29 protein-coding genes are annotated in these 23,761 nt (G+C 70.8%); 13 read left to right on the top strand and 16 right to left on the bottom strand.

What is annotated here, in order from left to right:
* Window positions 1-71: 71 nt before the first annotated feature.
* Entirely contained in the window at window positions 72-941 is an 870-nt protein-coding gene (locus KIP79_RS33365) for an SIS domain-containing protein (protein ID WP_214108947.1), read from the bottom strand.
* Between the two features lie 62 nt (window positions 942-1,003).
* On the opposite strand from KIP79_RS33365, the gene KIP79_RS33360 reads away from it, so the two are divergent.
* Both KIP79_RS33360 and KIP79_RS33355 read left to right on the top strand, forming a co-directional pair.
* Window positions 1,004-1,249 (top strand): DUF2630 family protein, encoded by a 246-nt coding sequence (locus KIP79_RS33360; protein WP_214108946.1) that lies wholly within the window; start codon window positions 1,004-1,006, stop codon window positions 1,247-1,249.
* 42 nt (window positions 1,250-1,291) lie between these two features.
* Window positions 1,292-2,251, top strand: coding sequence for a GNAT family N-acetyltransferase (locus KIP79_RS33355; RefSeq protein WP_214108945.1), 960 nt, complete (start codon window positions 1,292-1,294; stop codon window positions 2,249-2,251).
* A gap of 33 nt (window positions 2,252-2,284) precedes the next feature.
* On the opposite strand, the gene urtE is transcribed toward KIP79_RS33355, so the two are convergent.
* The 5 genes from urtE to urtA all read right to left on the bottom strand — a co-directional run bounded on the left by urtE (window position 2,285) and on the right by urtA (window position 7,009).
* Complete coding sequence (gene urtE / locus KIP79_RS33350; RefSeq protein WP_214108944.1) at window positions 2,285-2,974, bottom strand: urea ABC transporter ATP-binding subunit UrtE; 690 nt, start codon at window positions 2,972-2,974, stop codon at window positions 2,285-2,287.
* Window positions 2,961-3,722: an urea ABC transporter ATP-binding protein UrtD gene (urtD, locus tag KIP79_RS33345; RefSeq protein WP_214108943.1), complete on the bottom strand. Its 762-nt coding sequence runs from the start codon at window positions 3,720-3,722 to the stop codon at window positions 2,961-2,963. Before urtD ends, urtE begins: the two co-directional genes overlap by 14 nt.
* A complete protein-coding gene (urtC, locus tag KIP79_RS33340) occupies window positions 3,719-4,804 on the bottom strand; it encodes an urea ABC transporter permease subunit UrtC (RefSeq protein WP_214108942.1) in 1,086 nt (361 codons plus the stop codon). Before urtC ends, urtD begins: the two co-directional genes overlap by 4 nt.
* A complete protein-coding gene (gene urtB / locus KIP79_RS33335) occupies window positions 4,801-5,667 on the bottom strand; it encodes an urea ABC transporter permease subunit UrtB (RefSeq protein WP_214108941.1) in 867 nt (288 codons plus the stop codon). The genes urtC and urtB overlap by 4 nt, the downstream gene beginning before the upstream one ends.
* 112 nt (window positions 5,668-5,779) lie before the next feature.
* A complete protein-coding gene (gene urtA / locus KIP79_RS33330; RefSeq protein ID WP_214108940.1) occupies window positions 5,780-7,009 on the bottom strand; it encodes an urea ABC transporter substrate-binding protein in 1,230 nt (409 codons plus the stop codon).
* 212 nt (window positions 7,010-7,221) lie between these two features.
* Here urtA and KIP79_RS33325 point away from each other — a divergent pair, with 212 nt between their 5' ends.
* The 7 genes from KIP79_RS33325 to KIP79_RS33295 are packed head-to-tail and all read left to right on the top strand — an operon-like array spanning window position 7,222 to window position 12,233.
* Window positions 7,222-7,524, top strand: coding sequence for an urease subunit gamma (locus tag KIP79_RS33325; RefSeq protein WP_214108939.1), 303 nt, complete (start codon window positions 7,222-7,224; stop codon window positions 7,522-7,524).
* On the top strand, window positions 7,521-7,853 hold the full coding sequence (locus tag KIP79_RS33320) for an urease subunit beta (protein WP_214108938.1): 333 nt from the start codon (window positions 7,521-7,523) through the stop codon (window positions 7,851-7,853). Before KIP79_RS33325 ends, KIP79_RS33320 begins: the two co-directional genes overlap by 4 nt.
* Complete coding sequence (locus tag KIP79_RS33315) at window positions 7,846-9,558, top strand: urease subunit alpha (RefSeq protein ID WP_214108937.1); 1,713 nt, start codon at window positions 7,846-7,848, stop codon at window positions 9,556-9,558. Before KIP79_RS33320 ends, KIP79_RS33315 begins: the two co-directional genes overlap by 8 nt.
* Window positions 9,559-9,587: 29 nt before the next feature.
* Window positions 9,588-10,325, top strand: a complete 738-nt coding sequence (locus tag KIP79_RS33310) for an urease accessory protein UreF (protein ID WP_214108936.1) — start codon at window positions 9,588-9,590, stop codon at window positions 10,323-10,325.
* Window positions 10,315-10,989, top strand: a complete 675-nt coding sequence (gene ureG, locus KIP79_RS33305) for an urease accessory protein UreG (RefSeq protein ID WP_214108935.1) — start codon at window positions 10,315-10,317, stop codon at window positions 10,987-10,989. Before KIP79_RS33310 ends, ureG begins: the two co-directional genes overlap by 11 nt.
* Window positions 10,989-11,777 (top strand): urease accessory protein UreD, encoded by a 789-nt coding sequence (locus tag KIP79_RS33300; RefSeq protein ID WP_214108934.1) that lies wholly within the window; start codon window positions 10,989-10,991, stop codon window positions 11,775-11,777. Before ureG ends, KIP79_RS33300 begins: the two co-directional genes overlap by 1 nt.
* Before the next feature lie 9 nt (window positions 11,778-11,786).
* Window positions 11,787-12,233, top strand: coding sequence for a hypothetical protein (locus tag KIP79_RS33295; protein ID WP_214108933.1), 447 nt, complete (start codon window positions 11,787-11,789; stop codon window positions 12,231-12,233).
* 1 nt (window position 12,234) lies between these two features.
* Here KIP79_RS33295 and era read toward each other — a convergent pair whose 3' ends face one another.
* The 7 genes from era to KIP79_RS33260 all read right to left on the bottom strand — a co-directional run bounded on the left by era (window position 12,235) and on the right by KIP79_RS33260 (window position 17,733).
* Entirely contained in the window at window positions 12,235-13,158 is a 924-nt protein-coding gene (gene era, locus KIP79_RS33290) for a GTPase Era (RefSeq protein ID WP_214108932.1), read from the bottom strand.
* Window positions 13,151-13,480 carry a cytidine deaminase-like protein gene (locus KIP79_RS33285; RefSeq protein ID WP_214108931.1) on the bottom strand — a complete coding sequence of 110 codons (330 nt, stop codon included), beginning with the start codon at window positions 13,478-13,480 and terminating at the stop codon, window positions 13,151-13,153. The genes era and KIP79_RS33285 overlap by 8 nt, the downstream gene beginning before the upstream one ends.
* Window positions 13,477-14,001, bottom strand: a complete 525-nt coding sequence (locus tag KIP79_RS33280) for a hypothetical protein (RefSeq protein WP_214108930.1) — start codon at window positions 13,999-14,001, stop codon at window positions 13,477-13,479. The genes KIP79_RS33285 and KIP79_RS33280 overlap by 4 nt, the downstream gene beginning before the upstream one ends.
* A gap of 465 nt (window positions 14,002-14,466) precedes the next feature.
* Window positions 14,467-15,753, bottom strand: a complete 1,287-nt coding sequence (locus KIP79_RS33275; RefSeq protein ID WP_308170025.1) for a hemolysin family protein — start codon at window positions 15,751-15,753, stop codon at window positions 14,467-14,469.
* Window positions 15,750-16,220 carry an rRNA maturation RNase YbeY gene (ybeY, locus tag KIP79_RS33270; protein ID WP_214108928.1) on the bottom strand — a complete coding sequence of 157 codons (471 nt, stop codon included), beginning with the start codon at window positions 16,218-16,220 and terminating at the stop codon, window positions 15,750-15,752. Before ybeY ends, KIP79_RS33275 begins: the two co-directional genes overlap by 4 nt.
* Window positions 16,217-17,266: a PhoH family protein gene (locus tag KIP79_RS33265; protein WP_214108927.1), complete on the bottom strand. Its 1,050-nt coding sequence runs from the start codon at window positions 17,264-17,266 to the stop codon at window positions 16,217-16,219. Before KIP79_RS33265 ends, ybeY begins: the two co-directional genes overlap by 4 nt.
* 128 nt (window positions 17,267-17,394) lie before the next feature.
* A complete protein-coding gene (locus tag KIP79_RS33260; protein WP_372453730.1) occupies window positions 17,395-17,733 on the bottom strand; it encodes a histidine triad nucleotide-binding protein in 339 nt (112 codons plus the stop codon).
* Between the two features lie 130 nt (window positions 17,734-17,863).
* Between KIP79_RS33260 and KIP79_RS33255 the strand changes: the two genes are divergently transcribed.
* Entirely contained in the window at window positions 17,864-18,469 is a 606-nt protein-coding gene (locus KIP79_RS33255; RefSeq protein ID WP_250214233.1) for a SigE family RNA polymerase sigma factor, read from the top strand.
* On the top strand, window positions 18,466-19,158 hold the full coding sequence (locus KIP79_RS33250; protein WP_214108924.1) for a hypothetical protein: 693 nt from the start codon (window positions 18,466-18,468) through the stop codon (window positions 19,156-19,158). The genes KIP79_RS33255 and KIP79_RS33250 overlap by 4 nt, the downstream gene beginning before the upstream one ends.
* A gap of 47 nt (window positions 19,159-19,205) precedes the next feature.
* Here KIP79_RS33250 and KIP79_RS33245 read toward each other — a convergent pair whose 3' ends face one another.
* The 3 genes from KIP79_RS33245 to hrcA are packed head-to-tail and all read right to left on the bottom strand — an operon-like array spanning window position 19,206 to window position 22,094.
* The gene (locus KIP79_RS33245; RefSeq protein WP_214108923.1) at window positions 19,206-19,943 is read right to left on the bottom strand and encodes a 16S rRNA (uracil(1498)-N(3))-methyltransferase; all 738 of its coding nucleotides are present in this window, start codon (window positions 19,941-19,943) and stop codon (window positions 19,206-19,208) included.
* Window positions 19,944-19,949: 6 nt separating this feature from the next.
* The gene (dnaJ, locus tag KIP79_RS33240) at window positions 19,950-21,080 is read right to left on the bottom strand and encodes a molecular chaperone DnaJ (protein ID WP_214108922.1); all 1,131 of its coding nucleotides are present in this window, start codon (window positions 21,078-21,080) and stop codon (window positions 19,950-19,952) included.
* Entirely contained in the window at window positions 21,081-22,094 is a 1,014-nt protein-coding gene (gene hrcA / locus KIP79_RS33235) for a heat-inducible transcriptional repressor HrcA (protein ID WP_214108921.1), read from the bottom strand.
* A gap of 143 nt (window positions 22,095-22,237) precedes the next feature.
* On the opposite strand from hrcA, the gene KIP79_RS33230 reads away from it, so the two are divergent.
* Together KIP79_RS33230 and KIP79_RS33225 are read left to right on the top strand one after the other, a co-directional pair.
* Complete coding sequence (locus KIP79_RS33230) at window positions 22,238-22,861, top strand: hypothetical protein (RefSeq protein ID WP_214108920.1); 624 nt, start codon at window positions 22,238-22,240, stop codon at window positions 22,859-22,861.
* A gap of 10 nt (window positions 22,862-22,871) precedes the next feature.
* Window positions 22,872-23,684, top strand: coding sequence for a DUF3097 domain-containing protein (locus KIP79_RS33225; protein ID WP_214108919.1), 813 nt, complete (start codon window positions 22,872-22,874; stop codon window positions 23,682-23,684).
* Window positions 23,685-23,761 lie beyond the last annotated feature (77 nt).

The raw sequence follows: 23,761 nt of genomic DNA, 5'->3' as shown, positions 1-23,761 counted from the left end.
GGCCCTCGCCGCGGCGACTAAGCAGGAGGCCGCGCAGCATGCCAAGCACACTAGCAGACGCAGGTGACCGCTCAGGCGTCGACGATCACCGAACGGGTGAGATGTTCGGGACTGTCACAGTTCAGACCCCTGTACCGGGCGAAGGCCACCGCCAGCCGGTGCACCCGTACCAGCTCGGCGAGCGGGTCGCCGGACGCCACCCGCAGCCGCGCGCCGGTGTCCCGCACCGCCGCGGCCACGTCCGGCGGCAGCGGCGCCAGCGACCAGACCAGGCTCCGCGGCCCCGCGCAGGCGATCGGCCCGTGCCGGTACTCCCCCACCGCGTACGACTCCGTCCAGAACTTGGCCGCCTCCCGGAGCTTGAGCGCCGCCTCCCCGGCCAGGCCCAGCGTCCAGCCGGTGCCGAGGAAGACCACGTGGTCGACCTCCGCCGGCTCGGCCGCGAGCGGCTCCGCCAGCGCCGTGGCGGCCTCGCCGGGCAGCCCGCCCAGGTCCTCCCCGAGCGAGGCGCGCAGCAGCAGCAGCGCCGAGGTGGCGAACCGGGTCTGCACCACCGACACCTCGTCGGCGAAGTCCAGCACCACCTGCCGGTGGGTGACCCGGGTGATCGGCGACCCGGGCGTGCCGGTGATCGCGATCGTGGTCATGCGCTCCGACAGGCGTTCGGCCAGCGGCAGCAGGTCGGTGGTGGTGCCGGACCTGGAGAGCAGCACCGCCACGTCGTACGGGTCCTCGTCGGCGAGCTCGGAGGCGATGGCGGCCCGGGTACGGCCCTGGCCGAGCGCCTGGCGGCGGCGGGCGTAGGAGTCCATCACGTAGTAGGAGGTCCCGCAGCCAAGACCGAGCACGTTACACCCGGCTTCGGGCAGTTCGGCGGGCGCACCGAGCACCCGGGTCCAGATCTCCGGCTGGCTCTCGACCTCGGCCTGGGTGTGGCTCAACTGGCTCTCCCATCCCTCAAGACACGGCAAATCACGACACACCGCATCGTAGAGTGACGCTTATGCGCGACAACGACATCCTCACCAGGATCGGCGAGCTGGTCGACGAGGAGCGCGACCTGCGCGAACGCCTGGCCAACGGCCAGCTCTCCAGCGACGAGGAGCACGAGCGAATCAGGACCCTGGAGCAGAACCTCGACCAGTGCTGGGACCTGCTCCGGCAGCGCCGCGCCAAACGCCAGGTGGGCGACAACCCGGACAACGCCGAGGCCCGCCCGGTGACCGAGGTCGAGGGCTACCGGCAGTAAAACCATTGGCTTCGCGTGCGTGCCGACGGGTTTGCTAGGGGCATGCGGATCGAGCCTGTGGACTTCGCCGACCCCGGCGATCGGCTGTCGTCTTTACACGCGATCGTCGCCGCACACGAGCCACCGGGGCCGGTGTCGTCCTTGCACCGGTTCTCGGTGATCGCCCAGCGCGGCTGGAGCTCCGAACCCAGCGAGGTCGTCGTGGCCCGGCTGGACGGCGAGGTCGCGGGCGGCTTCGTGATGTGGCTGCCGAAAACGGACAACACCCACCTGGCACACCTGCGCTTCTTCGCCGTGCACCCGGCCCGGCTCCGGCGCGGCGTTGGCAGCGCGCTCCTGGAACACGCCCTGGTCCGGGCCGAAGCCAACGGCCGCCGGTTGCTCCTGGCCGAGGCCCTGGCCGAGGGACCCGGCGCCGCCTTCGCCCGGGCCCATGGCTTCCAGCCCACCGGCACCCAGGCCCGGCGCGTCCTGGACGTCACCAAGGCCGATCTGCGGCCGGAACCGTACGGCTCGGCGTACGAGCTGGACCGCTGGCGCGGCCCGGCCCCCGAGGAGTACGTGGACGACATCGCCCGCCTGAACGAGGCGATGAACGACGCCCCCACCGACGAGATGGACATCGAGGGCCAGCGCTGGGACCGCGACCGCGTCCGCGCCCTGGAGGCCAACTGGCGGGAGGCGGGCCAGGCCACCTACACGACCGTGGCACGGCACCGGGAGACCGGCCGGCTGGCCGGGTTCACCCAGCTCAACACCGAGGGCGGGCGCATCAGCCCGTGGGGCCGCCAGACCGACACCGCCGTGCTCCGCGAGCACCGCGGCCACCGGCTGGGCCTGGCCGTGAAGGTGGCCAACACCGCCTGGTTCATCGAGAGCGAGCCGCAGGTGCGGACCATCGCCACCTGGAACGCGGTGACCAACAGCCGCATGATCGCCATCAACGAGCGCATGGGCTTCCGGCTGCTGGACATCTGGCACGAGTGGGAGCGGAAACTCTAGCCGGGCCCGCGCCGCCGGGCCCGGCCAGAGCTGTCACACCGCCAGCAGGCGGCGGGCCTCCTCGCCCTGGAGGTCGGCCGCGGTCCCGGCGTGCACGACCTGGCCGGCGTCCAGGATGACGTACCGGTCGGCCAGCCGCAGGGCCAGATCCAGGTACTGCTCGACCAGCAGCACCGCGATCCCGGAGGCGTGCAGGCGCTCGATGGCCTCCTCGATCTCCAGGATGATGGACGGCTGGATGCCCTCGGTGGGCTCGTCCAGGATGAGCAGCTTGGGCTTGGTGACCAGGGCCCTGGCGATGGCCAGCTGCTGCTGCTGGCCGCCGGACAGGAAGCCCGCCCGGCGTTTGAGCAGGGGCTTCAGCCGGGGGAAGACCTCCAGCGCGTCGTCCAGGGCGGACTGCGGGTTGCCGGAGGCCTCCAGCGTGACCAGCAGATTGCCGAGCACGCTGAGCTGCGGGAAGGTCTCGTGGCCCTGGGGGACGTAGCCCATGCCGAGTTTGACCCGCTCGTGGGGTTTGAGGCGGGTCACGTCCCGGCCCTCGAAGGTGACCGTGCCGCCGGTGGCCGGCAGCACGCCCATGATCGTGTTGAGCAGGGTGGTCTTGCCCACGCCGTTCCTGCCCATGACGCAGACCAGCTGGCCCTCCGTCACCGCCAGGGAGACGCCGAAGAGCACCCTGGCCCGGCCGTACCCGGCTTCCAGCCCGTCAACTGACAACATCGTGTGCGGCCTCCTCGCGCGCCCGGCCCAGATAGACCTCCTGCACCCGGGGATCGGCCCGGACCTCCTCCACCGACCCCTCCATCAGCACCTTGCCCTCGTGCAGCACGGTGACCTGGGAGGCGTACCGGCGGAGGAACTCCATGTCGTGTTCGATCACGATCACCGTGTGGTCCTTGGCGATCGAGGTAAGCAGCTCGCCGGTGCGGGAGCGCTCGTCGCCGGACATGCCGGCCACCGGCTCGTCCAGCAGCAGCAGCCGGGGGCCCTGGGCGATCAGCATGCCGATCTCCAGCCACTGGCGCTGGCCGTGCGAGAGCACCCCGGCCTTGCGGGCGGCCAGCTCGGTCAGGCCGGTGGTCTCCAGGGCGCGCTGCACCGTTTCCGACACCCCGTTGCGGCGGGCCAGCAGCGACAGCAGCGGGCGCCGGAAGGAGGCCGCCAGGTCGAGGTTCTCCAGCACGGTGAGCTCCTCGAAGACCACGGAGGTCTGGAAGGTCCGGCCGATGCCCAGCCGGACCCGCTCGTGCTCCCGCTTGCCCGCCAGCGACTGGCCGTCGAAGGAGACGGTGCCGGTGGTCGGTCTGGTGAGGCCGGTGATGATGTCGATGAGGGTGGTCTTGCCCGCGCCGTTCGGGCCGATCAGGAAGCGCAGCTCCCCCTCGCGTACGGTGAAGTCGACTCCGTCGATGGCCCGGAACCCGTCGAAGACCACCGACAGGTCGCGGACCTCAAGCAGCGCGCTCATGCCGCCGCCTCCTTCCGGAACCGGTCGCGCAGCGCGCCGGCCACGCCCACGATCCCCTTCGGCGCCAGCGTCATCACCAGGATGAACAGCGCCCCCTGCAGATAGAGCCAGGCGTCCGGCAACTCCTCGCTGAAGTAGGTCTTGGCGTAGCCCATGACCACCGCGCCGAGCACCGCCCCGGCAAGTGCGAACCGCCCGCCGACGGCCACCGCGACCACCAGCTCCAGGGACGGCACCACGCCCAGCAGAGCCGGGGAGATGATGCCGACCACCGGGACGAACAGCGCGCCCGCGATCCCGGCCATCACGGCCGAGATGGTGAACGTGATCGTCTTGACCGTGGCGGGGTTGTAGCCGAGGAAGCGCACCCGGTCCTCGCCGTCCCTGACCGCCAGCAGCAGCCGTCCGAACCGGCTGCGGACCAGCTGCCAGGCGGCCAGGTAGAGCACGCCGAGCACGATCGCCACGGTGAGGTAGAGCCCGCGCTGGGTGGACTCCGCGGAGATGTCGTTGCCGAAGAAGTCGAAGAAGTTGGTCAGGCCGTTGGTGCCGCCGGTCAGGCCCTGCTGGCCGACCAGCAGGATGACCATGGCCGCCGCCAGCGCCTGGGTGAGGATGGCGAAGTACGCCCCGCGCACCCGTTGCCGGAACACCAGGGTGCCCAGCAGCGCCGCCACCACCAGCGGCACCAGGACCACCATGGCCAGCGCCAGGACCGGGTTGCGGAACGGCGCCCAGAGCGCGGGCAGCTGTTCCACCCCGCTCCAGACCATGAAGTCCGGCAGGTCGCCGCCGGCGTCGTTGAGCTTCAGGTACATGCCCATCGCGTAGCCGCCCAGGCCGAAGAAGACGCCCTGGCCGAGGGTGAGCATGCCGCCCTGCCCCCAGGCCAGGCCGATGCCGAGCGCCACGATGGCGTAGCAGAGGTACTTGGCCAGCAGGCCCAGCCGGAAGGGTTCCAGCACCAGCGGCATGACCACCAGCGCGACGACCGCGACCGCCGCGAACAGGGCCGCGCCCTTCCACCGCCGGGGCTCCTTGGGAGCCACCTGGACCGGCTTCTTCTCCAGAACCGCCGTCATGTGAGTGCCCTCGATCGCAGTACGAACAGGCCCTGCGGCCGGAACTGGAGGAACGCGATGATCACCGCGAACACGATGACCTTGGCCAGGCTGGCGTTGGTCCAGAACTCGGCGTAGGAGTTGAGCAGGCCGAGCGCCACGGCGGCGATCACCGCGCCGCGCAGCTGCCCGAGGCCGCCGGCCACCACCACCAGGAACGCGTCCACGATGTAGTACGTGCCGAGGGTCGGCCCGACCGGCCCGATCAGGGTCAGCCCCACTCCGGCGATCCCGGCCAGCCCCGAGCCGATGAAGAAGGTGCGCTGGTCGACCCGGCCGGTGTTGATGCCGCTGGTCGCGGCGAGCTGCCGGTTCTGCATGACCGCCTGCATGCGGCGGCCCTGGGCGCTGCGGTTCATGTAGGCCCAGATGGCCACCACGCTGCCCACCGCCAGCACCATGATGAAGAGCCGGTTGTACGGCAGCGGCCCGACCGCGCCCTGCAGCCACTCGGGCGAGAGCACCTGCACGTTGGGCGCGCCGAACAGGTCCCGGGCCAGTTGCTGGAGCACCAGGCTGACGCCCCAGGTGAGCAGCAGCGTGTCCAGCGGCCGCCCGTAGAAGAACCGGACGACGCTCCGTTCCAGCAGCAGGCCCATCAGCCCGGCCACCACGAAGGCCACCGGGAGCGCGACCAGCACCGCGCTGCGGCCCGCCCAGTCCTGGAGCAGGAAGGCCGTGTACGCCCCGGCCATGATGAACTCGCCGTGGGCCATGTTGATCACGCCCATCTGCCCGAACGTGAAGGTCAGTCCGAGCGCGATGAGCAGCAGTACCGCGCCGATCGAGAGCCCGATCGGCAGCTGGTTGAGGAACCCCTCCACCCTGCCCCTTTCCTTACGAAATTTCGTGACATACCTCGGCTCCGGAGCCGCCCGCGGTTCTCTCCGCGGGTCGTGGCGGCTCCGGAGCCCGTTCACAGAGGGAGGTGACCTTCTAGGAGGCCAGCCCCCCAGCCCACGGGTACGTCTTGAGGTAGGGGTCGGGCTTGATCGGCTCGCCCGAGTTCCAGACTTCCTTGATCAGGCCATCCGGCTGGATGATCCCGATCCGGGCCGTCTTGTACATGTGCTGGGTCTCACCGTCGATGGTCACCAGGCCCTCGGGACGCTCCAGCGCGATGCCGCCGGCCGCCTTCTTGACCGCCTCCACGTCGGTGCTGCCGGCCTTCTTGACCGCCTCGGCCCAGAGGTAGACCGCGTTGTACCCGGCCTCCATCGGGTCGGAGGTGACCTTGTTGGCGCCGTACTTGGCCTTGAACGCCTCGACGAACTTGGTGTTGGCCGGGGTGTCGGTGGTCTGGTAGTAGTTCCACGCCACCGGGTGGCCGACGATGTTGTCCACCCCGATGCCGGTGACCTCCTCCTCGGCGACGCTCACCGACAGCACCGGCATGGACTCGGCGGTGACGCCCGCGCCCTTCAGCTGCTTGAAGAACGCGACATTGCTGTCACCGTTCAGCGTGTTGAATACCGCGTCCGGTTTCGCCTGCACCACCTTGTTGGTCAGCGTGCCGTATTCGGTGTGCCCGAGCGGGGTGTACTCCTCGCCCAGGATCTCCATTCCGTTGGCCGCCGCGTACGCCTTGATGATTTTGTTCGCGGTGCGCGGGAAAACATAGTCGGAGCCGACCAGGAAAAGCTTTGTCTTTCCCTGTTCCTTGAGATAGTCCAGGCCGGGGATGATCTGCTGGTTGGTGGTCGCGCCGGTGTAGAAGATGTACGGGGAGCTCTCCAGGCCCTCGTACTGGACCGGGTACCAGAGCAGCGCCTTGCGCTTCTCGAAGACCGGGAGCATCGCCTTGCGGGAGGCCGAGGTCCAACCGCCGAAGACGGTGGCCACCTTGTCCTGGGAGATCAGCTTGTCGGCCTTCTCCGCGAACGTGGGCCAGTCGGAGGCGCCGTCCTCCACGACCGGTTCGAGCTGCTTGCCGAGCACGCCGCCGGCCTTGTTGATCTCCTCGATGGCGAGGAGCTCGGCGTCCCGGACGGTGACCTCACTGATGGCCATCGTGCCGCTGAGCGAGTGCAGCAGGCCGACCTTGATGGTGTTGCCGCCACCACCCGAAGTCGTGCCCTCCGTCGTCGCCGGATCTCCGCCACAGGCGGCCAACGCGGTGACGAGAACCGCCGCCACGGCTCCGGCACGCCAGGTTAAATTCCGCAATTACTTCCTCCTTGCCGATACGGCCCCCGCACCGACCCATCTGCCGACAAGGTGATCGAGCGACATTTCGCGCTAAGTTCCGGAAGGTAAATTGCATATTACCGGGATTTCACCGAAGCCCCCTGTTCGCCCAGTGACCGGTGCGGCGAAAGGAATCACGGCTGAAATATCCGCGTAACACCGGGGAAACGGCGATTACCTATCGTCCCGTCATGCGGCTCACCTCACACGAGCAGGAACGGCTTCTCATTCACGTCGCGGCGGGCGTCGCCCGGGACCGTATGGGCCGGGGGCTCCGGCTCAACCACCCGGAGGCCACCGCGTTGATCGCATCATTCCTGCTGGAGGGTGCCCGGGACGGCCAGAGCGTGGCCGAGCTGATGGACGCGGGCCGCAAGGTGCTGCGCCGGCAGGACGTCATGGAGGGCGTGCCCGAGATGCTGGAGTCGGTGCAGATCGAGGCCACCTTCCCCGACGGCACCAAGCTCGTCACCGTCCACCACCCGATCCCATGACCGTCCCCGGAGAGATCATCCCCGGGGAGGGCCCGGTGCCGCTCAACCCGGGGCGGGAGCGGGTGACCGTACGGGTGGTCAACACCGCCGACCGGCCGATCCAGATCGGCTCGCACTACCACTTCGCCGCCGCCAACCCCGGCCTGGAGTTCGACCGGGAGGCCGCCTGGGGCACCCGCCTGGACGTGCCCGCCGGCACCGCGATCAGATTCGAGCCCGGCATCGAGCGGGACGTCACGCTGGTGCCCATCGCGGGGAACCGCATCGTGCCCGGCCTGCGCCCGGAGTGGGCGGGCCCGCTGGACACCCCCGGAGACAGTGATGCCTAGCATCGAGCGATCCCGTTACGCCGCCCTGTACGGCCCCACCACCGGCGACCGGGTCCGCCTCGCCGACACCGACCTGTTCCTGGAGGTCACCGAGGACCGCTCGATGGGCCCGGCGGGCGCGGGCGACGAGGCCGTCTTCGGCGGCGGCAAGGTGATCCGCGAGTCCATGGGCCAGGCCAGGGCCACCCGCGCCGAGGGCGCCCCCGACCTGGTCATCACCGGCGCGGTCATCCTCGACCACTGGGGTGTGATCAAGGCCGACATCGGGATCAGGGACGGCCGCATCACGGCCATCGGCAAGGCCGGCAACCCCGACACCATGGACGGCGTGCACCCCGACCTGGTGATCGGCCCGTCCACCGAGGTGCTGGCCGGGAACGGCAAGATCGTCACCGCCGGCGCGGTGGACTCGCACGTGCACCTGATCTGCCCGCAGATCGTGGACGAGGCGCTGGCCTCCGGGGTGACCACGGTGATCGGCGGCGGCACCGGACCCGCCGAGGGCACCAAGGCCACCACCGTGACCGGGGCCTGGTACCTGGGCCGCATGCTGGAGTCGATGGACGCCATGCCGGTCAACGTGGCGCTGCTCGGCAAGGGCAACACGGTCAGCGAGGAGGGCCTGCTGGAGCAGCTCCGGGAGGGCGCCTCCGGCTTCAAGCTGCACGAGGACTGGGGCACCACGCCGTCCGCGATCGACGCCTGCCTGCGGGTCTGCGACGCCACCGGGGTCCAGGCGGCCATCCACACCGACACGCTGAACGAGGCCGGGTTCGTGGAATCCACGCTGAAGGCGATCGGCGACCGGATGATCCACGCCTACCACACCGAGGGCGCCGGGGGCGGGCACGCGCCGGACATCATCAAGGTGGCCGGGTACCGGAACGTGCTGCCGTCCTCCACCAACCCCACCCGGCCGCACACGGTCAACACCCACCACGAGCATCTGGACATGCTCATGGTCTGCCACCACCTCAACCCGTCCATCCCGGAGGACCTGGCCTTCGCCGAGTCCCGGATCCGGCCCTCCACCATGGCCGCCGAGGACGTGCTGCACGACCTGGGCGCGATCTCGATGATCGGCTCCGACTCGCAGGCGATGGGCCGGGTGGGCGAGACGATCATCCGTACCTGGCAGACCGCGCACGTGATGAAGAAGCGCCGTGGGGAACTGGAGGGCCCCGCCGACAACCTCCGGGCCCGCCGCTACATCGCGAAATACACGATAAATCCGGCCATCGCGCATGGGCTGGACGCGGAGGTCGGCTCGGTCGAGGTGGGCAAGCTCGCCGACCTGGTGCTCTGGAGCCCGGCCTTCTTCGGGGTCAAGCCCGACCTCGTGGTGAAGGGCGGGGTCATCGCGTACGCCCAGATGGGGGACGCCAACGCCTCCATCCCGACCCCGCAGCCGGTGCTGCCCCGGCCGATGTTCGGCGCGTACGGGATCACCCCGGCCACCACTTCGGTGCACTTCGTGGCCCCTACCGCGATCGAGGACGGGCTGGCCGACCGGCTCCGGGTGCACCGGCGGCTGGTCCCGGTCGCCGACGTGCGGAGCCGGGGCAAGGAGTCGATGAAGCTCAACGACGCCCTGCCCGAGATCGACGTACGACCGGACACCTTCGCCGTCCGGGTGAACGGGGAGCTGATCGAGCCGGCTCCCGCCGAGGTCCTCCCCATGGCACAGCGGTACTTCCTGTTCTGAGTGTTCGGAGAACGTGAGAAAGGATTCGGATGCACGGTCCGTCGCAGGGCGACATGGCCATGCTCCTGCTGGCCGACTCCCGGCTGCCTGCGGGCGGTCACGCCCACTCGGGCGGCGCGGAGGAGGCGGTGCGCGTCGGGGCGATCACCGGCCCGGAGGACCTGGCGCGGTTCCTCCGTGGCCGGCTCGCCACGGCGGGGCTGGTCAGCGCGGCCCTGGCGGCCGCCGCCTGCGAGATCGGCAGCTCCGTCGAGGAAGGCAGCCGGGAAGTCGCACGGTGGACCCGCCTCGATGCGGAAGCAGACGCCCGAACCTCCTCACCCGCCCAGCGGGAGGCCAGCCGCACCCAGGGCCGCCTGCTGGTGCGCACCACCCGCCGGATCTGGCCGTCGCCCGCGCTCGACTCGCTGGCGGCCGCCGTACCGGACGGGGCGCACCACCCGGTCGCGCTCGGCGCCGCCGCGGCGGCGGCCGGGTGCGCCCCGCACCAGGCGGCGCTGGCCGCCGCCTACACCTCGGTGACCGCTCCCGCGACGGCGGCGGTACGGCTGCTCGGGCTCGACCCGGTGACCGTGCACCGGCTGCTCGCGGACCTGGCCCCCGCCCTGAACGACGCGGCGCACGCCGCCTGTGCATCACTGATCGACTCAGTCGTGGGTCAGGAGAACCACCACGACTGGTCCGCGCTACCCGCGCATGCCGCCCCCGCCCTCGATCTGCTGGCCGAACAGCACCTACGTACGGAGGTAAGGCTCTTTGTCAGCTAACCACGAAGACCACCACCACGCCCCCGACGGGCACGGCCGGGCCCTGCGGCTCGGCATCGGCGGTCCGGTCGGCAGCGGCAAGACCGCGCTGGTGGCCGCACTCTGCCGGAGCCTGGGCCCGTCCCTGCGCCTCGGCGTGGTGACCAACGACATCTACACCACCGAGGACGCCGACTTCCTGCGCAGGGCCGGCGTCATCGCACCGGAACGCATCCTCGCGGTGCAGACCGGCTGCTGTCCGCACACCGCGATCCGGGACGACATCGCGGCCAACATCGACGCCGTGGAGACCCTGGAGGAGCGGTTCGGTCCGCTCGACCTGGTGATCGTGGAGAGCGGCGGGGACAACCTGACGGCCACCTTCAGCCGCGGCCTGGCCGACCGGCAGATCTTCGTGCTGGACGTGTCCGGCGGCGACAAGGTGCCCCGCAAGGGCGGCCCCGGCGTGACCACCGCCGACCTGCTCGTGGTCAACAAGACCGACCTGGCGCCGATGGTCGGCGCCGACCTGACCGTCATGTCACGGGACGCCGCCGCCGTCCGGGACGGCAAGCCCGTGCTCTTCACCTCGATCCGGGAGGACAAGGGCGCGCATTCCGTGGCCGAATGGGTGGTCGGCATCGTCGACGCCTGGCAGCACCAGCACGCGCACCTGTCCCGCTGATGTCCCGCACCACCACCCGCCCCGCGCCGGACACGCTCCACCCGGCGCGGGCGGCGGTCCGGGCGCACGCCGCCATCGCGACCACGCTCGACGGCGGCGCCACCCGCCTGACCACGCTCCGCTCCGACCCTCCGCTGACCCTGCGCCAGACCGGTCCCACCACCGTGCACCTGGTGGCCACGGCGGCCGGTCCGCTCGGCGGCGACCACCTCGAACTCGACCTGGACGTGGCCGCTGGAACCACGCTCACCGTCTGCTCGGTGGCCGGCACCCTGGTCCTGCCCGGCCCCGGCACCTCGGTCCTGACCGTGCGCGCCCGGGTCGACGAGGGGGCGTCGCTGCGCTTCGCCCCCGAGCCCACCGTGCTCGCCGCGGGCTGCGCCCACCGCTCGCGGGTCCGGCTCTCGCTCGCCGAGGACGCCACCGTGCTCTGGCGCGAGGAGATCGTCTTCGGCCGGTACGGCGAACGCCCCGGCCGCTGCCACTCCCGCTTCGACGCCACCGTCGCCGGAACCCCCCTGCTCCGCCAGGAGTTCACCGTCGGCGACCCGGCCACCGACGACAGCCCGGCCGTCTACGGCGAGGCCCGCTGCGTCGGCAGCACCCTGCTCACCAGGGCCCGCCCAGAAAGTTCGCACCTGGCGGAAGGCTGCGCCGTGCTCCCGCTGGCCGGCCCCGGCACGCTCGTCTCCGCCCTCGCCCCGGACGCCGTACGGCTCCGCGAACGCCTCGAATGGGGCGAGCAGGTAGCCCTTCAATCCCGTTTTGGAGGCAGCAGCCTCCCTTAGGGTGGAACCGTGGCAGATGCACGCAGGAGTCTGGTCCCACCGGTCGGAGTCGTGCTCGCCGGCCTGGTGCTCGCCCTCACCGGCCTGCTCCCCTGGGCCGGCCTGACCGCCGAGGTCGGCTTCCTGGGCGCCGACATCACCCACGCCGTGCACGGCACCGACGACGGCTCCGGCTGGTTCGTGGTCGCCTCCGGCCTGGTCGCGGCCGCGCTCGGGGTGCTCGGCCTGACCAGGGGGTGGCTGGTGACCGGCCTGGCCATCCTGCCCGGCGCGGTGGCCGCCTTCTCGCTGGCCATGTTCCTCACCGACCCCAGCGACCTGGCCAACCGGCTCAGCTTCCGGATCGCCGGAGTGCTCGACGTCCACCCCACCGTGCTGTACGGCTGGTTCGCGGCCCTGCTGGCCTCGATCCTGGTAGCGGGGTTCGCGGCCACGGCGCTGGTCAGGCGGCGCTGAATCAGTCGTAGAACCCCAGACGGCGCAGCTGCTTGGGGTCGCGCTGCCAGTCCTTGGCCACCTTGATCCGCAGGTCCAGGTAGACCCGGGAGCCGAGCAGGGCCTCGATCTGGTGGCGGGCCCTGGTCCCCACATCCTTCAGCCGGGAGCCCTGGGGGCCGATCACGATGGCCTTCTGGGTGGGGCGCTCGACGTACATGAAGGCGTAGATGTCCAGCAGGTCGTCCCGGCCCTCGCGCGGGCCCATCTCCTCCACCACCACGGCGATGGAGTGCGGCAGCTCGTCCCGGACGCCCTCCAGGGCCGCCTCCCGGATCAGCTCGGCCACCAGGACCTGCTCCGGCTCGTCGGTCAGCTCGCCCCCGGCGTACAGCGGCGGGGACTCGGGCAGCCGCTTGACGAGCAGGTCGGCCAGCAGGTCCAGCTGGTCGTCGCCGACCGCCGAGACCGGCACGATCTCGGCGAACTCCGCCAGCTGGGAGACCGCCAGCAACTGACCGGCGATCTGCTCCCGGGTGGCCAGGTCGCACTTGGTGACCACGGCGATCACGGGGGTCTTCTTGACGGCGGCCAGCTTCTCGGCGATGAACCTGTCGCCCTTGCCGATGGGCTCGTTGGCCGGCACGCAGAAGCCGAGCACGTCCACCTCGGTCAGCGTGGAGAGCACCAGGCTGTCCAGGCGCTCGCCGAGCAGGGTGCGCGGGCGGTGCAGGCCGGGGGTGTCCACGATGACCAGCTGGGCGTTCTCCCGGTGCACGATGCCCCGGATGACCCGCCGGGTGGTCTGCGGCTTGGCCGAGGTGATCGCCACCTTGGTGCCGACCAGCGCGTTCATCAGGGTGGACTTGCCCACGTTGGGGCGGCCGACGAAGGCCGCGAACCCGGCCTGAAAGTTCTTGGGGAAGTCCTTGGGGGAGTCAGACATACCTGCCCTTTACCTCCCCGTCGGGCCCGACCAGGTAAAGGATGGCGTTCCCGATGTCCTCGATCGCCGCGATGTCGTCCGGCGCGGGCTCCTCGGCCTCGCTCACCAGCGCCGCCGCCTCCAGGCCCGCCGCGCCGCTGGACACCGCCATGGCCACCGCCACCTGTACGGCCGACAGCTTCAGCGAGGGCAGGGCGACGTCGGTGGCCACATAGGTCCGCCCGGTCTCGTCGCGCACGGCCGCGCCCTCGGCGGTGCCGTTCCTGGCCCTGGCCGACCTGGCCAGGGTGATGATTTTGGTGTCCTCAGCGTCCAGCGTCACAGATCAAGGGTACCGACCTTGGCGGTGAGCAATTTTGCGAGCTCGGTGGTCCGCCGCACGTCCGGCGCCCGCATCCCCGCGTTCACCAGGCCCACCAGGGTATGGCCCTGCCGGGCCACGACCAGCTGCATCTCGTACGGGTAGCCCGCGACCTTGCCGGACAGGCGGCGTGCGGCGCCGTCGGCGAGGGTGCCCTTGCCCAGGTCGAGGGCGGTGGCGGAGAGCTGGTTCCCCCGGTCGGGGGACTGGTCGGCGGCGGTCACGCACTGCTCCATGGCCGTGCGCATGCCCTTCAGGTGCCGCTGGGCGCCGTCCCCCTGGTAGACGGCCAGGCTCACCCCCGCCAGCTGGCCGATGCCGTCACCCTGGTAGGTGACCGCTCCCGAGGCGGTCAGCTCCTCCTTGGGCGGGCGTCCGGACAGCAGGTCGAAGAGGGTCCGGCAGCTCTTGCTGACCGGGGTGAAGGGCGGGTGCCAGCGCTCCCTGCCCCGGTCGGAGAAGCCGGCCGGCATGTCCTCCATGTCGCGGAGCATGGCCTGCAGCCGGGCCGCCTGTGGCGTGCTGCGCGGATCCGACCGTGCCCCTGGGGTACCTCCACAGGCGGACACCGCCAGACAACAAGCAACAGCAACCCCGATCCCCCGCATACCGGCTCCCCCGCCATGATCTGCCATGATCCATCCGGCGGGCCCCCAAATCACCCCGCCGACCGGCTACCTTCCCCGTCGGCAAATCCGGCAATCACCGCCAACTGCAAGCAGACACCATTAGAGGGCTCCCGCCGTAACGAGAGCCCTCTAATCGATGATTCCCCCCGGGATCGGCCGGTGCGCCGCGAACCCCTCCCGGCGCCCCGGAACCAATCCCCTCGGCACTCCGAACCCCTCCCGAGTGCCTTGCCTAGATATTGGACCAACCCGCTTGCAAACGACTTAAAGAACGCTTGCGGCAATTCATCCCAAACCCGAAGGCCGCCGCAAATCGGGTCAGCTCGCGACGCTGACCGTCTCCTCGGCCCGCTCGTCGCCCACCCGGCGGACCACCACCGTGCTGATCCGGTTCCGCCGCCCCGCCAGGTTCTCCGCGGTCAGCCGGAGCCCGTCCACCAGCGCCTCGGAACCGGCGATCGGCACCCGGCCTAGGGCGTGCGCGAGCAGGCCGCCCACGGTGTCCACGTCCTCCGCCTCGATCTCGGTGTCGAACATCTCGGCCAGCTCGTCCACCGAGAGCCGGGCGGTGACCCTGGCGGCGCCCTCGGCCAGCCACTCCACCCGGGGGGCCTCCTGGTCGTACTCGTCGGCGATCTCCCCGACGATCTCCTCGATCACGTCCTCGATGGTGACCAGGCCGGCCGTGCCGCCGTACTCGTCGATCACGATGGCCAGGTGGATCTGGCGGGCCTGCATCTCCCTGAGCAGTTCGTCGATGGGCTTGCTCTCCGGCACGTACGTGGCCGGGCGCATCAGCTCGTCCACCCGGATGTCGGTCTCCCCGGTGTCCTGCATGCGGAGCACGATGTCCTTGAGGTAGGCGATGCCGACCACGTCGTCCTCGTTCTCCCCGGTCACCGGGATCCGGGAGAAGCCGCTGCGCAGCGCCAGCGAGAGCGCCTGGGTCAGGGCCTTGCCGCGCTCGATGAAGACCATGTCGGTGCGCGGCACCATGACCTCGCGGACCAGCGTGTCGCCCAGCTCGAAGACCGAGTGGATCATCTCCCGCTCGTCCGGCTCGATCACCCGCCGCTCCTCGGCCAGGTCGACCAGCTCGCGCAGCTCGGCCTCGGAGGTGAACGGGCCCTCCCGGAAGCCCTTGCCCGGGGTGAGCGCGTTGCCCAGCAGGATCAGCAGGGTGGGCAGCGGGCCGAAGATGCGGGTCAGCCCGTACACGATGGGGGCGCTCGCCAGCGCCACCGGCTCGGCGTGCTGGCGGCCGAGGGTGCGCGGCGAGACGCCGACGATCACGTAGCTGACCAGGATCATGATGATCGCGGCCACCGCGTACGCCTGGCCGGTGTCGCCCAGCCAGTCGATGACCAGCAGGGTCGCGATCACGGTCGCCACCAGCTCACAGCTGAGCCGCAGCAGCAGAAGCAGGTTCAGGTACCGCGGCGGGTCGGCCACGATCGCCTGGAGCCGCCGCGCGCCGCGCCGCCCGTCCTTCACGAACTCCTCGGCGCGCACGCGGGAGATCCGCGTCAGCGCGGTCTCCGCGCTGGCGAGCAGGCCGCCGGTCACGATGAGCGCGACGGCCGAGAACAACCAGCCGTTAGTCACGGCTTCGGGCGCACCTCCCGCCACGATTCGAGCAACTCGCCCTGGAGCCCGAACATCTCGGCATGCTCCTCGGGCTCGGCGTGATCGTAGCCCAGCAAATGCAGAATGCCATGGGTGCAGAGCATCTCCAGCTCCGCCTGGGCGCTGTGCCCCGCCTCCGCGGCCTGCTTGGCGGCCACCGACGGGCAGAGCACCACGTCGCCGAGGAGCGCCGGGTCCGGCGCGGCCTCCTCCGACCTGGCCTGGTGCGGCCGCAGCTCGTCCATCGGGAAGGCGAGCACGTCGGTGGGCCCCGGCTCGCCCATCCACTGCTCGTGCAGCGCGGTCATCGCCGCCTCGTCCACCACCAGGATGGACAGTTCGGCCAGCGGGTTGACGCCCAGCTTGCCGAGCACGTGACCGGCCAGCGCGACCAGCCGCGCCTCGTCGATCTCGGCGCCGGACTCGTTGGCCACCTCGACGCTCATCGTCTCCCCCGGGGACGGTTGTTGGCGGACGCGCGCGGGTCGGACGCCATCGCCGCGTCATACTTCCCGTACGCGTCCACGATCTCGCTGACCAGCTTGTGGCGGACCACGTCGGCGCTGGTGAGGCGGCTGAAGTGGATGTCGGGAATGCCGTCCAGGATACGCTGCACCACCTTCAGGCCGCTGTCCTGGCCCGACGGCAGGTCGATCTGGGTCACGTCACCGGTGACCACGATCTTGGAGTTGAAGCCGAGCCGGGTGAGGAACATCTTCATCTGCTCCGGCGAGGTGTTCTGCGCCTCGTCCAGGATGATGAAGGCGTCGTTCAACGTCCGCCCCCGCATGTACGCCAGCGGGGCCACCTCGATGGTGCCCGCCGCCATCAGCCGGGGGATGGAGTCGGGGTCGACCATGTCGTGCAGCGCGTCGTAGAGCGGCCGCAGGTAAGGGTCGATCTTCTCGTAGAGCGTGCCGGGCAGGAAGCCGAGCCGCTCCCCCGCCTCCACGGCCGGCCGGGTCAGGATGATCCGGTTGACCTTCTTCTCCTGGAGCGCCTTCACCGCCTTGGCCATCGCCAGGTACGTCTTGCCGGTGCCGGCCGGGCCGATGCCGAACACGATCGTGTGCTTGTCGATCATGTCCACGTACTGCTTCTGGTTCACGGTCTTGGGCCGGATGGTGCGGCCGCGCGAGGAGATGATGTCCATGGACAGCACCTCGGCGGGGCGGCCGGAGCTCTTCCGGAGCATGGCGATGCTCCGCTCGACCGCGTCGGGGGTGAGCTCGGCGCCGGACCTGGCCAGCTCGACGAGCTCCTCGAAGAGGCTCACCACGACGCCGCTCTCTTCCGGCGGCCCGGTGATGGTGATTTCGTTGCCCCGCACGTGGATGTCGGCCTGGAAGGACTTCTCGATGACCCGCAGCAGCTCGTCGCGGCGGCCCAGAATGCTGATCATCGCGTGTTCGTCGGGGATGACCACTTTGGCGAGGGTCTTGTCCGCGAGGGTCTTCTCGCGGGTCTTCGGTGTTTCGCGCGTCTCGGACATGGGCGGCCGTGGTGGCCTGCTCGCCTCCCTAATTTCTCACCAATGCTAGCCCGGGACTCGCGCGCCTTGTTTGGCCCGAGCAGCAGATCACAGCATGCTCGGCCGACCCGTTCCGCGTCCAGCGGGTATCAGCCGAGCCGCATCTCCAGGGGGTGCCCGCCGAGCACGTGGGCGTGCGCGTGGAAGACGGTGCGCCCGGCGTCCGGGCCGGTGTTGAAGGTCACCCGGTAGCCGGACTCGGCGATGCCCTCCTTGGCCGCCACCGCCGCCGCCGTGCTGAGCACGTCGCCGGCCAGACCCGCCTCGGCCAGGGCCAGCGCGTCCTCGTGGTGCTCTTTCGGGATGACCAGAACGTGCACGGGGGCGTGCGGGTTGATGTCGCGGAAGGCCAGCGTGGTGGGGGTCTCGTGGACCACCGTGGCCGGGATCTCACCGGCCGCGATCTTGCAGAACAGGCAGTCGCTCACTTGGGGAAGCTTAGCGTTGCCAATCGGTAATCCCATCGCGGTGCCGCGGAAAGATCCGCCCGGATAGGGTTTATGTGCGACACTGCACCGTCAACTAAACCCCCGTGTCGGGCGAGGACACAGCTGGGCCATGCCCCCTAATGATTCGGAAGAGCGTAAACCCTCCGGCAAGGACGAGCGTCCTACTGATGTGACCACCGAGACCCTCGTGGCCGACAGGTCGCTGGGAGCGGTGCCCGTCGGTTGGGACGCCGACAAGGCCGTGATCGCGCTCTACAGTGCGCACTATCGGTCACTCGTGCGTCTCGCAGTGTTGCTGGTTCGCGATGTGGCCAGCGCCGAGGAGGTCGTTCAGGACGCGTTCGTCGCCATCCACGGCGCCTGGCGCAGACTGCGTGACCCCGACAAGGCACTCGCCTACCTGCGCCAGTCGGTCGTCAACCGATCACGCTCCGTGCTGCGCCACCGCGCCGTCGTGGACAAGTACGCGCCGAAGGGCCTGCCCGACGCGCCCAGCGCCGAGAACGGCGCGATCGGCGAACTCGAGCGATCGGCGGTCATCGAGGCCCTGCGCGGCCTGCCGACCCGGCAGCGCGAGGCATTGGTGCTGCGCTACTACGGTGACCTGTCGGAAGCGGAGATCGCCAGTGCGATGGGCATCAGCAAAGGCGCGGTGAAGAGTCACACGGCCCGCGGCATGGCCGCGCTACGGCAGGTACTGGAGAAGTTCTCATGACCATCCCCCCCGACGAGTACGGCGATGTCCTCCGCCGTGCGCTGCGCGCGGAGGCGGACTCGGTCGTGCCCTCTCCCGCCGGACTCGACATCATCCGGGAGCGCATCGAGAACCGCGGCATGCGCGGTTTCAACGGCCTGCGCGGGCTGATCTGGTGGCGCATCGGCGCCGCGGTGGCCGTCGCCGCGATGGTGGCCGGGACCATCGTCATGGTGGTGCCCGGGCTGCGCGACCGGGTGGGCACCGAGATCGGGCTGCTCAGGGACACCACTCCCGGCCAGTTGCCCGAGATCGGGGCCACCAACCAGCCGGCGCCCGCCCCGACGGACGAGATCGTCATCGTCACGGCGTCCCCCTCGGTGGCCGGCGAGGTGCCACCGCGGGCGGCCCAGACCACCGCGCCGTCCCCGACGCCGAGCGCGGGCAGCCCGGACCCGTGCGCCACGCCGTCGGTCACCCCGACCGTGGTCGAGCCGGACGCCACCGGCGACGACGACTGCCCGCCGGGCGAGGCGCCCGCCTCGCCCACCCCCAGCCCGAAGCCGTCGGCGTCGGACTCCCCGTCCGCCACGCCGTCCCCCACCCCGTCGGGCTGCTCGGGCGCCGGCTGCGACTCGCCGACCCCGCTGCCGCAGCTCAGCGAGAAGCCGACCCCGGAGGCGGCCCCGTCGCAGACCCAGACGCCCTAGCGGGCGGGGTCACGGCTTCGGGGCGGCCCTGAGGCGGGCTCGCGCCCCTACCAGCGGCCGGTTCCGGCCAGGAGCACCGCGGCGGCGGCCACGCCCGCCGTCGAGGTGCGCAACACGGTCGGCCCGAGCAGTGTCGGCACGGCTCCGGCCGCGCCGAATCGGGCCAGTTCCTCGGGGGCGACGCCGCCCTCAGGGCCGACCACCAGGACGATGTCACCCTTGTCCGGCAGTTCCATCCGGGACAGCGGTTCCGTCGCCTCCTCGTGCAGCACCAGGGCGAGGGCGGCGCTCTCCAGCAGCGCGGCCACCTGGGCGGTCACGGCGAGTTCGGCGACCTCCGGCAGGTGGAAGCGACGGGCCTGCTTGCCCGCCTCCCTGGCGGTGGACCGCCACCTGGCCAGCGCCTTGCCGCCCCGTTCGCCCTTCCACTGGGTGACGCAGCGGGCCGCCGCCCAGGGCACGATCACGTCCACCCCGGCCTCGGTCATCAGTTCGACGGCCAGCTCGCCTCTGTCTCCCTTGGGCAGGGCCTGGACCACCACCAGCCGGGGCTGGGGGGCGGGCAGGTCGTAGCGGTCCAGCACGTCCAGGTCCAGCGCGTCCTTGTGCGCCTCCCGGACCGCGCACTCGGCCACCCGTCCGGCCCCGTCGGTCAGGTCCACCCGCTCGCCGGGACGCAGCCGCCGTACGGCCGCCGCGTGGCGCCCCTCAGGGCCGTCCAGGAGCAGGCGAGAGCCGGGGCCGGAGTCGCCCCCGAGGTCGCTCAGAAACACGGGTACGGTCATGACGGGTCAGCGGCCGTTGAACGCGTCCTTCAGGCGGGAGAAGAAGCCCTGCTGCCCCGGCGAGAACTTGCCGGGCGGGCGCTCCTCGTTGCGCAGCCGGGACAGTTCCCTGAGCAGTTCCTCCTGCTGGGCGTCCAGCTTCAGCGGCGTCTCCACGTTGACGTGGATCAGCAGGTCGCCCCGGCCGGACTCGTTGAGGCGCTGCACGCCCCGCCCGTACAGCGGGATGACCTGGCCGGACTGGGTGCCAGGGCGCACGTCGATCTCCTCGGCGCCGTCCAGGGTCTCCATGGTGAGCGAGGTGCCCAGGGCGGCGGCGGTCATCGGGATCTGGACCGTGCAGTGCAGGTCGTCGCCGCGCCGCTCGAAGATGGCGTGCGGGCGCTCCACGATCTCCAGGAAGAGGTCGCCGGGCGGGCCGCCACCGGGGCCGATCTCGCCCTCCCCGGCCAGCTGGATGTGGGTGCCGTCCTCGACCCCGGCCGGGATCCTGACCTTGATGGTGCGCCGGGTGCGGACCCGGCCGTCGCCGGAGCACTCCTGGCAGGGGTGGCGGATCACGCTGCCGTACCCACCGCACTGCGGGCACGGGCGGGAGGTCATGACCTGGCCCAGGAAGGAGCGGGTGACCTGGGAGACCTCACCGCGGCCGTGGCACATGTCGCAGGTGTCGGGGTGGGTGCCGGCCGCCGCGCCGGAGCCTGTGCAGACCTCGCAGAGCACGGCGGTGTCCACCACCAGCTCCCGGGTGGTGCCGAAGCCCGACTCGGCCAGGTCGAGTTCGACCCGGATGGTGGCGTTGCGGCCCCGCCTGGCCCGGGAGCGCGGGCCGCGTGAGGCCGAGGCCGTGCCGAAGAAGGCGTCCATGATGTCGCTGAACGGGAAGCCCTGGCCGAAGCCGCCGGGGCCGCCGCCCGCGCCGCCGAAGGGGTCGCCGCCCAGGTCGTGCATCTGCCGCTTCTGCGGGTCGGAGAGCACCTCGTACGCCTGGGTGATCTCCTTGAACCGCTCCTGGGTCTCCGGGTCGGGGTTGACGTCCGGATGGAGCTCCCGGGCCAGCCGCCGGTAGGCCTTCTTGATCTCGTCCTGGCTGGCGTCACGGCGCACCCCGAGGGTGGCGTAATAGTCCTTGGCCACTTATGACCCCGCCAGGATCTGGCCGACGTAACGCGCCACGGCGCGCACCGCACCCATCGTCACCGGATAGTCCATTCGCGTCGGGCCCAGCACTCCGAGCCGGGCCAGTTCCTTGTCGCCCGCACCGTATCCCGCGGCCACGAAGGAGGTGCCGCGCAGGCCGGTGTACGGGTTCTCCGAGCCGATCCGGACGGTCAGCTCGGACAGGTCGCCGGTCTCGCCCAGCAGGCGCATCAGCACGACCTGTTCCTCCAGGGCCTCCAGCACATCGCGCAGGCCGACGCTGAAGTCGGCCGCGGCGAGGTTGGCCGCCCCCGCGAAGACGATCTTCTCCTCGTGCCGCTCGACCAGCGTCTCCAGGATCACCGAGAGCAGCGTGATCATGGCCGGCCGGTCCTCGGGGGGCAGCCGTTCCGGCAGGTCGGCCACCACGTCGGAGACCTTGGCCAGGCCGCAGCCGTCCAGCGCGGCGTTGAGCACCGAGCGCAGGTGGGCCACCCGGTCGTCGGCGATGGAATCGGGCAGGTCGACCACCCGCTGCTCCACCCGCCCGGTGTTGGTGATCAGGACCAGCATGACCCGCCGTTCGGAGAGCGGCACGATCTCCACGTGCCGCACCGTGGAGCGGGTGAGCGAGGGGTACTGCACCACCGCGACCTGCCGGGTCAGCTGGGCCAGCAGCCGGACCGTGCGGGTCACGATCTCGTCCAGGTCGACGGCCCCGGCCAGGAAGGTCTCGATGGCCCGGCGCTCGGCCGCCGTGAGCGGTTTCACCTGGGAGAGCCGGTCCACGAAGAGCCGGTATCCCTTGTCGGTGGGCACCCGCCCGGCGCTGGTGTGCGGCTGGTGGATGTAACCCTGGTCCTCCAGCGCCGCCATGTCGTTGCGGATGGTGGCCGGCGAGACCCCCAGATTGTGGCGATCGGCCAGCGCCTTGGAGCCGACCGGCTCGTTGGTGGACACATAGTCCTCGACGATGGCGCGCAGGACCGCCAGCCTACGGTCGTCAACCACGTGCTCACCTCCCCTGGCACTCTGTCTTCCCGAGTGCCAACAAGTGTACGGCCAGCGCCCGCAGGGTGCGATAACGCGAGTGGCGCTTACCTGCCAAGCGGACTGCAAACGCCTCACAAGCCGAATGATTCACACTTACATCTATGAGTTCTCCCTATGGCCAGAATTACGGGAACTACGGCCAATACGGCCAGTACCCCCCACCCCCGGCGAACCCCGGCCCGCCGCCCCCGATCCGCCCGCGCGTCCTATGGATCGTCCTGTCCTGGGTCCTCTTCGTGATTCTGCTGATCGCGGGGGTCTTAGGCTTCGCCGGCGGGCTCTTCGCCGGGGTCAACGACGCCGCGCCGACCACCACGTTCCGCGGCGGCGAGACGGTCAAGGTCCAGCTCGATCCCGCCAACAGCCCCGCCATCTGGGCCGCCGCCGCCCAGGCCACCAACGTGGAGTGCCAGGTCCAGGGCGGCAACCCCGACGACAAGATCACCCTGACCCAGCCGAGCACCTCGCAGAGCCTCACCCTCGGCTCCGACAACTGGGAGCTGGTCTTCCAGGTGGGCGTGCCGGCCGCCGGTGAGTACCAGGTCGCCTGCGACGGCGACGGCGTCAAGTTCGGCGTCGGCCGGGAGCTGGCCTCGGCCAAGCTGGTCGGCGGCGCGGTGGCGCTCCTGGTGCTGCCCGGGGTGGGTTTCCTGGTCGCGGTGATCGTCACCATCGTGGTGCTGGTCCGGCGGAGCTCGGCCCGCAAGCGCCAGAGGATGTACTAGCGTTCCCGGCATGTACGAGCGGGACGTGCTCTCCGGAGACTGGCGCCGCCCAGGGCGAGGCAAGATCCCCCAGGTGCCCGCCGATCCCGGCCTCGTGGTGGAGGACGCGGACGGCGGGTTCTGCGGCGCCGTGGTCGCCTGCGACAAGGAGGCCGTGACGCTGGAGGACCGGCACGGGCGACGGCGGGTGTTCCCGCTGGACCCGGCCGGATTCCTGCTTGAAGGGCGGCCGGTGACCCTGGTCCGGCCCACGGCGGCGCCGTCCGGACCGCAGCGCAGCGCGTCCGGGTCGGTCGCGGTGGCGGGGCTGCGGGCGCGGGTGGCGCGGGAGAGCCGGATCTACGTGGAGGGCGTGCACGACGCCGCCCTGGTGGAGAAGATCTGGGGACACGATCTGCGGGTCGAAGGTGTGGTGGTGGAGTACCTCGAAGGGGTCGACCACCTGCCCGAGATCGTGGCGGAGTTCCAGCCCTCGCCGGAGCGGCGGCTGGGCGTGCTGGTGGACCATCTGGTGCCCGGGTCCAAGGAGAGCCGGATCGCCGCGCAGGTCGCCGGGGAGCACGTGCAGGTGCTCGGGCATCCGTACGTTGACGTGTGGCAGGCCGTGAAGCCCTCGGTACTGGGGATCGCGGCCTGGCCCACGGTGCCCAAGGGGGTGCCGTGGAAGGAAGGCGTGATCGCGGCGCTGGGGTGGCGGCTGGAGCCTGCGGAGGCGTGGCGGCACATTCTCGGCAAGGTCACGACATATGCGGATCTGGAGCCGGAACTGCTGGGCCGGGTCGAGGAACTGATTGACTTCGTGACGGTTTCCGACGCCGGGTAGTCCGGCCCGGCCGACGATGCGGCTCGGGGGGTTACCGTAGTGGCGGGGGCTGACCACTGATCTGTTGATCGACTGAT

The sequence above is a fragment of the Acrocarpospora catenulata genome (genome assembly GCF_018476525.1).
GTDB classification, from domain to species: domain Bacteria; phylum Actinomycetota; class Actinomycetes; order Streptosporangiales; family Streptosporangiaceae; genus Acrocarpospora; species Acrocarpospora catenulata.
Note: the sequence above shows the minus strand (reverse complement) of the source record. Positions and strands in the feature narration are given on the sequence as shown.

Bases quoted from the DNA above. Each gene is read 5' to 3' on its own strand.
- KIP79_RS33360 (WP_214108946.1), top strand. From the start codon at position 1,004: ATGCGCGACAACGACATCCTCACCAGGATCGGCGAGCTGGTCGACGAG.
- KIP79_RS33355 (WP_214108945.1), top strand. From the start codon at position 1,292: ATGCGGATCGAGCCTGTGGACTTCGCCGACCCCGGCGATCGGCTGTCG.
- urtE (WP_214108944.1), bottom strand. From the start codon at position 2,974: ATGTTGTCAGTTGACGGGCTGGAAGCCGGGTACGGCCGGGCCAGGGTG.
- urtD (WP_214108943.1), bottom strand. From the start codon at position 3,722: ATGAGCGCGCTGCTTGAGGTCCGCGACCTGTCGGTGGTCTTCGACGGG.
- urtC (WP_214108942.1), bottom strand. From the start codon at position 4,804: ATGACGGCGGTTCTGGAGAAGAAGCCGGTCCAGGTGGCTCCCAAGGAG.
- KIP79_RS33325 (WP_214108939.1), top strand. From the start codon at position 7,222: ATGCGGCTCACCTCACACGAGCAGGAACGGCTTCTCATTCACGTCGCG.
- KIP79_RS33320 (WP_214108938.1), top strand. From the start codon at position 7,521: ATGACCGTCCCCGGAGAGATCATCCCCGGGGAGGGCCCGGTGCCGCTC.
- KIP79_RS33315 (WP_214108937.1), top strand. From the start codon at position 7,846: ATGCCTAGCATCGAGCGATCCCGTTACGCCGCCCTGTACGGCCCCACC.
- KIP79_RS33310 (WP_214108936.1), top strand. From the start codon at position 9,588: ATGCACGGTCCGTCGCAGGGCGACATGGCCATGCTCCTGCTGGCCGAC.
- KIP79_RS33300 (WP_214108934.1), top strand. From the start codon at position 10,989: ATGTCCCGCACCACCACCCGCCCCGCGCCGGACACGCTCCACCCGGCG.
- era (WP_214108932.1), bottom strand. From the start codon at position 13,158: ATGTCTGACTCCCCCAAGGACTTCCCCAAGAACTTTCAGGCCGGGTTC.
- KIP79_RS33280 (WP_214108930.1), bottom strand. From the start codon at position 14,001: ATGGAGGACATGCCGGCCGGCTTCTCCGACCGGGGCAGGGAGCGCTGG.
- ybeY (WP_214108928.1), bottom strand. From the start codon at position 16,220: ATGAGCGTCGAGGTGGCCAACGAGTCCGGCGCCGAGATCGACGAGGCG.
- KIP79_RS33265 (WP_214108927.1), bottom strand. From the start codon at position 17,266: ATGTCCGAGACGCGCGAAACACCGAAGACCCGCGAGAAGACCCTCGCG.
- KIP79_RS33255 (WP_250214233.1), top strand. From the start codon at position 17,864: ATGCCCCCTAATGATTCGGAAGAGCGTAAACCCTCCGGCAAGGACGAG.
- KIP79_RS33250 (WP_214108924.1), top strand. From the start codon at position 18,466: ATGACCATCCCCCCCGACGAGTACGGCGATGTCCTCCGCCGTGCGCTG.
- KIP79_RS33245 (WP_214108923.1), bottom strand. From the start codon at position 19,943: ATGACCGTACCCGTGTTTCTGAGCGACCTCGGGGGCGACTCCGGCCCC.
- KIP79_RS33230 (WP_214108920.1), top strand. From the start codon at position 22,238: ATGAGTTCTCCCTATGGCCAGAATTACGGGAACTACGGCCAATACGGC.
- KIP79_RS33225 (WP_214108919.1), top strand. From the start codon at position 22,872: ATGTACGAGCGGGACGTGCTCTCCGGAGACTGGCGCCGCCCAGGGCGA.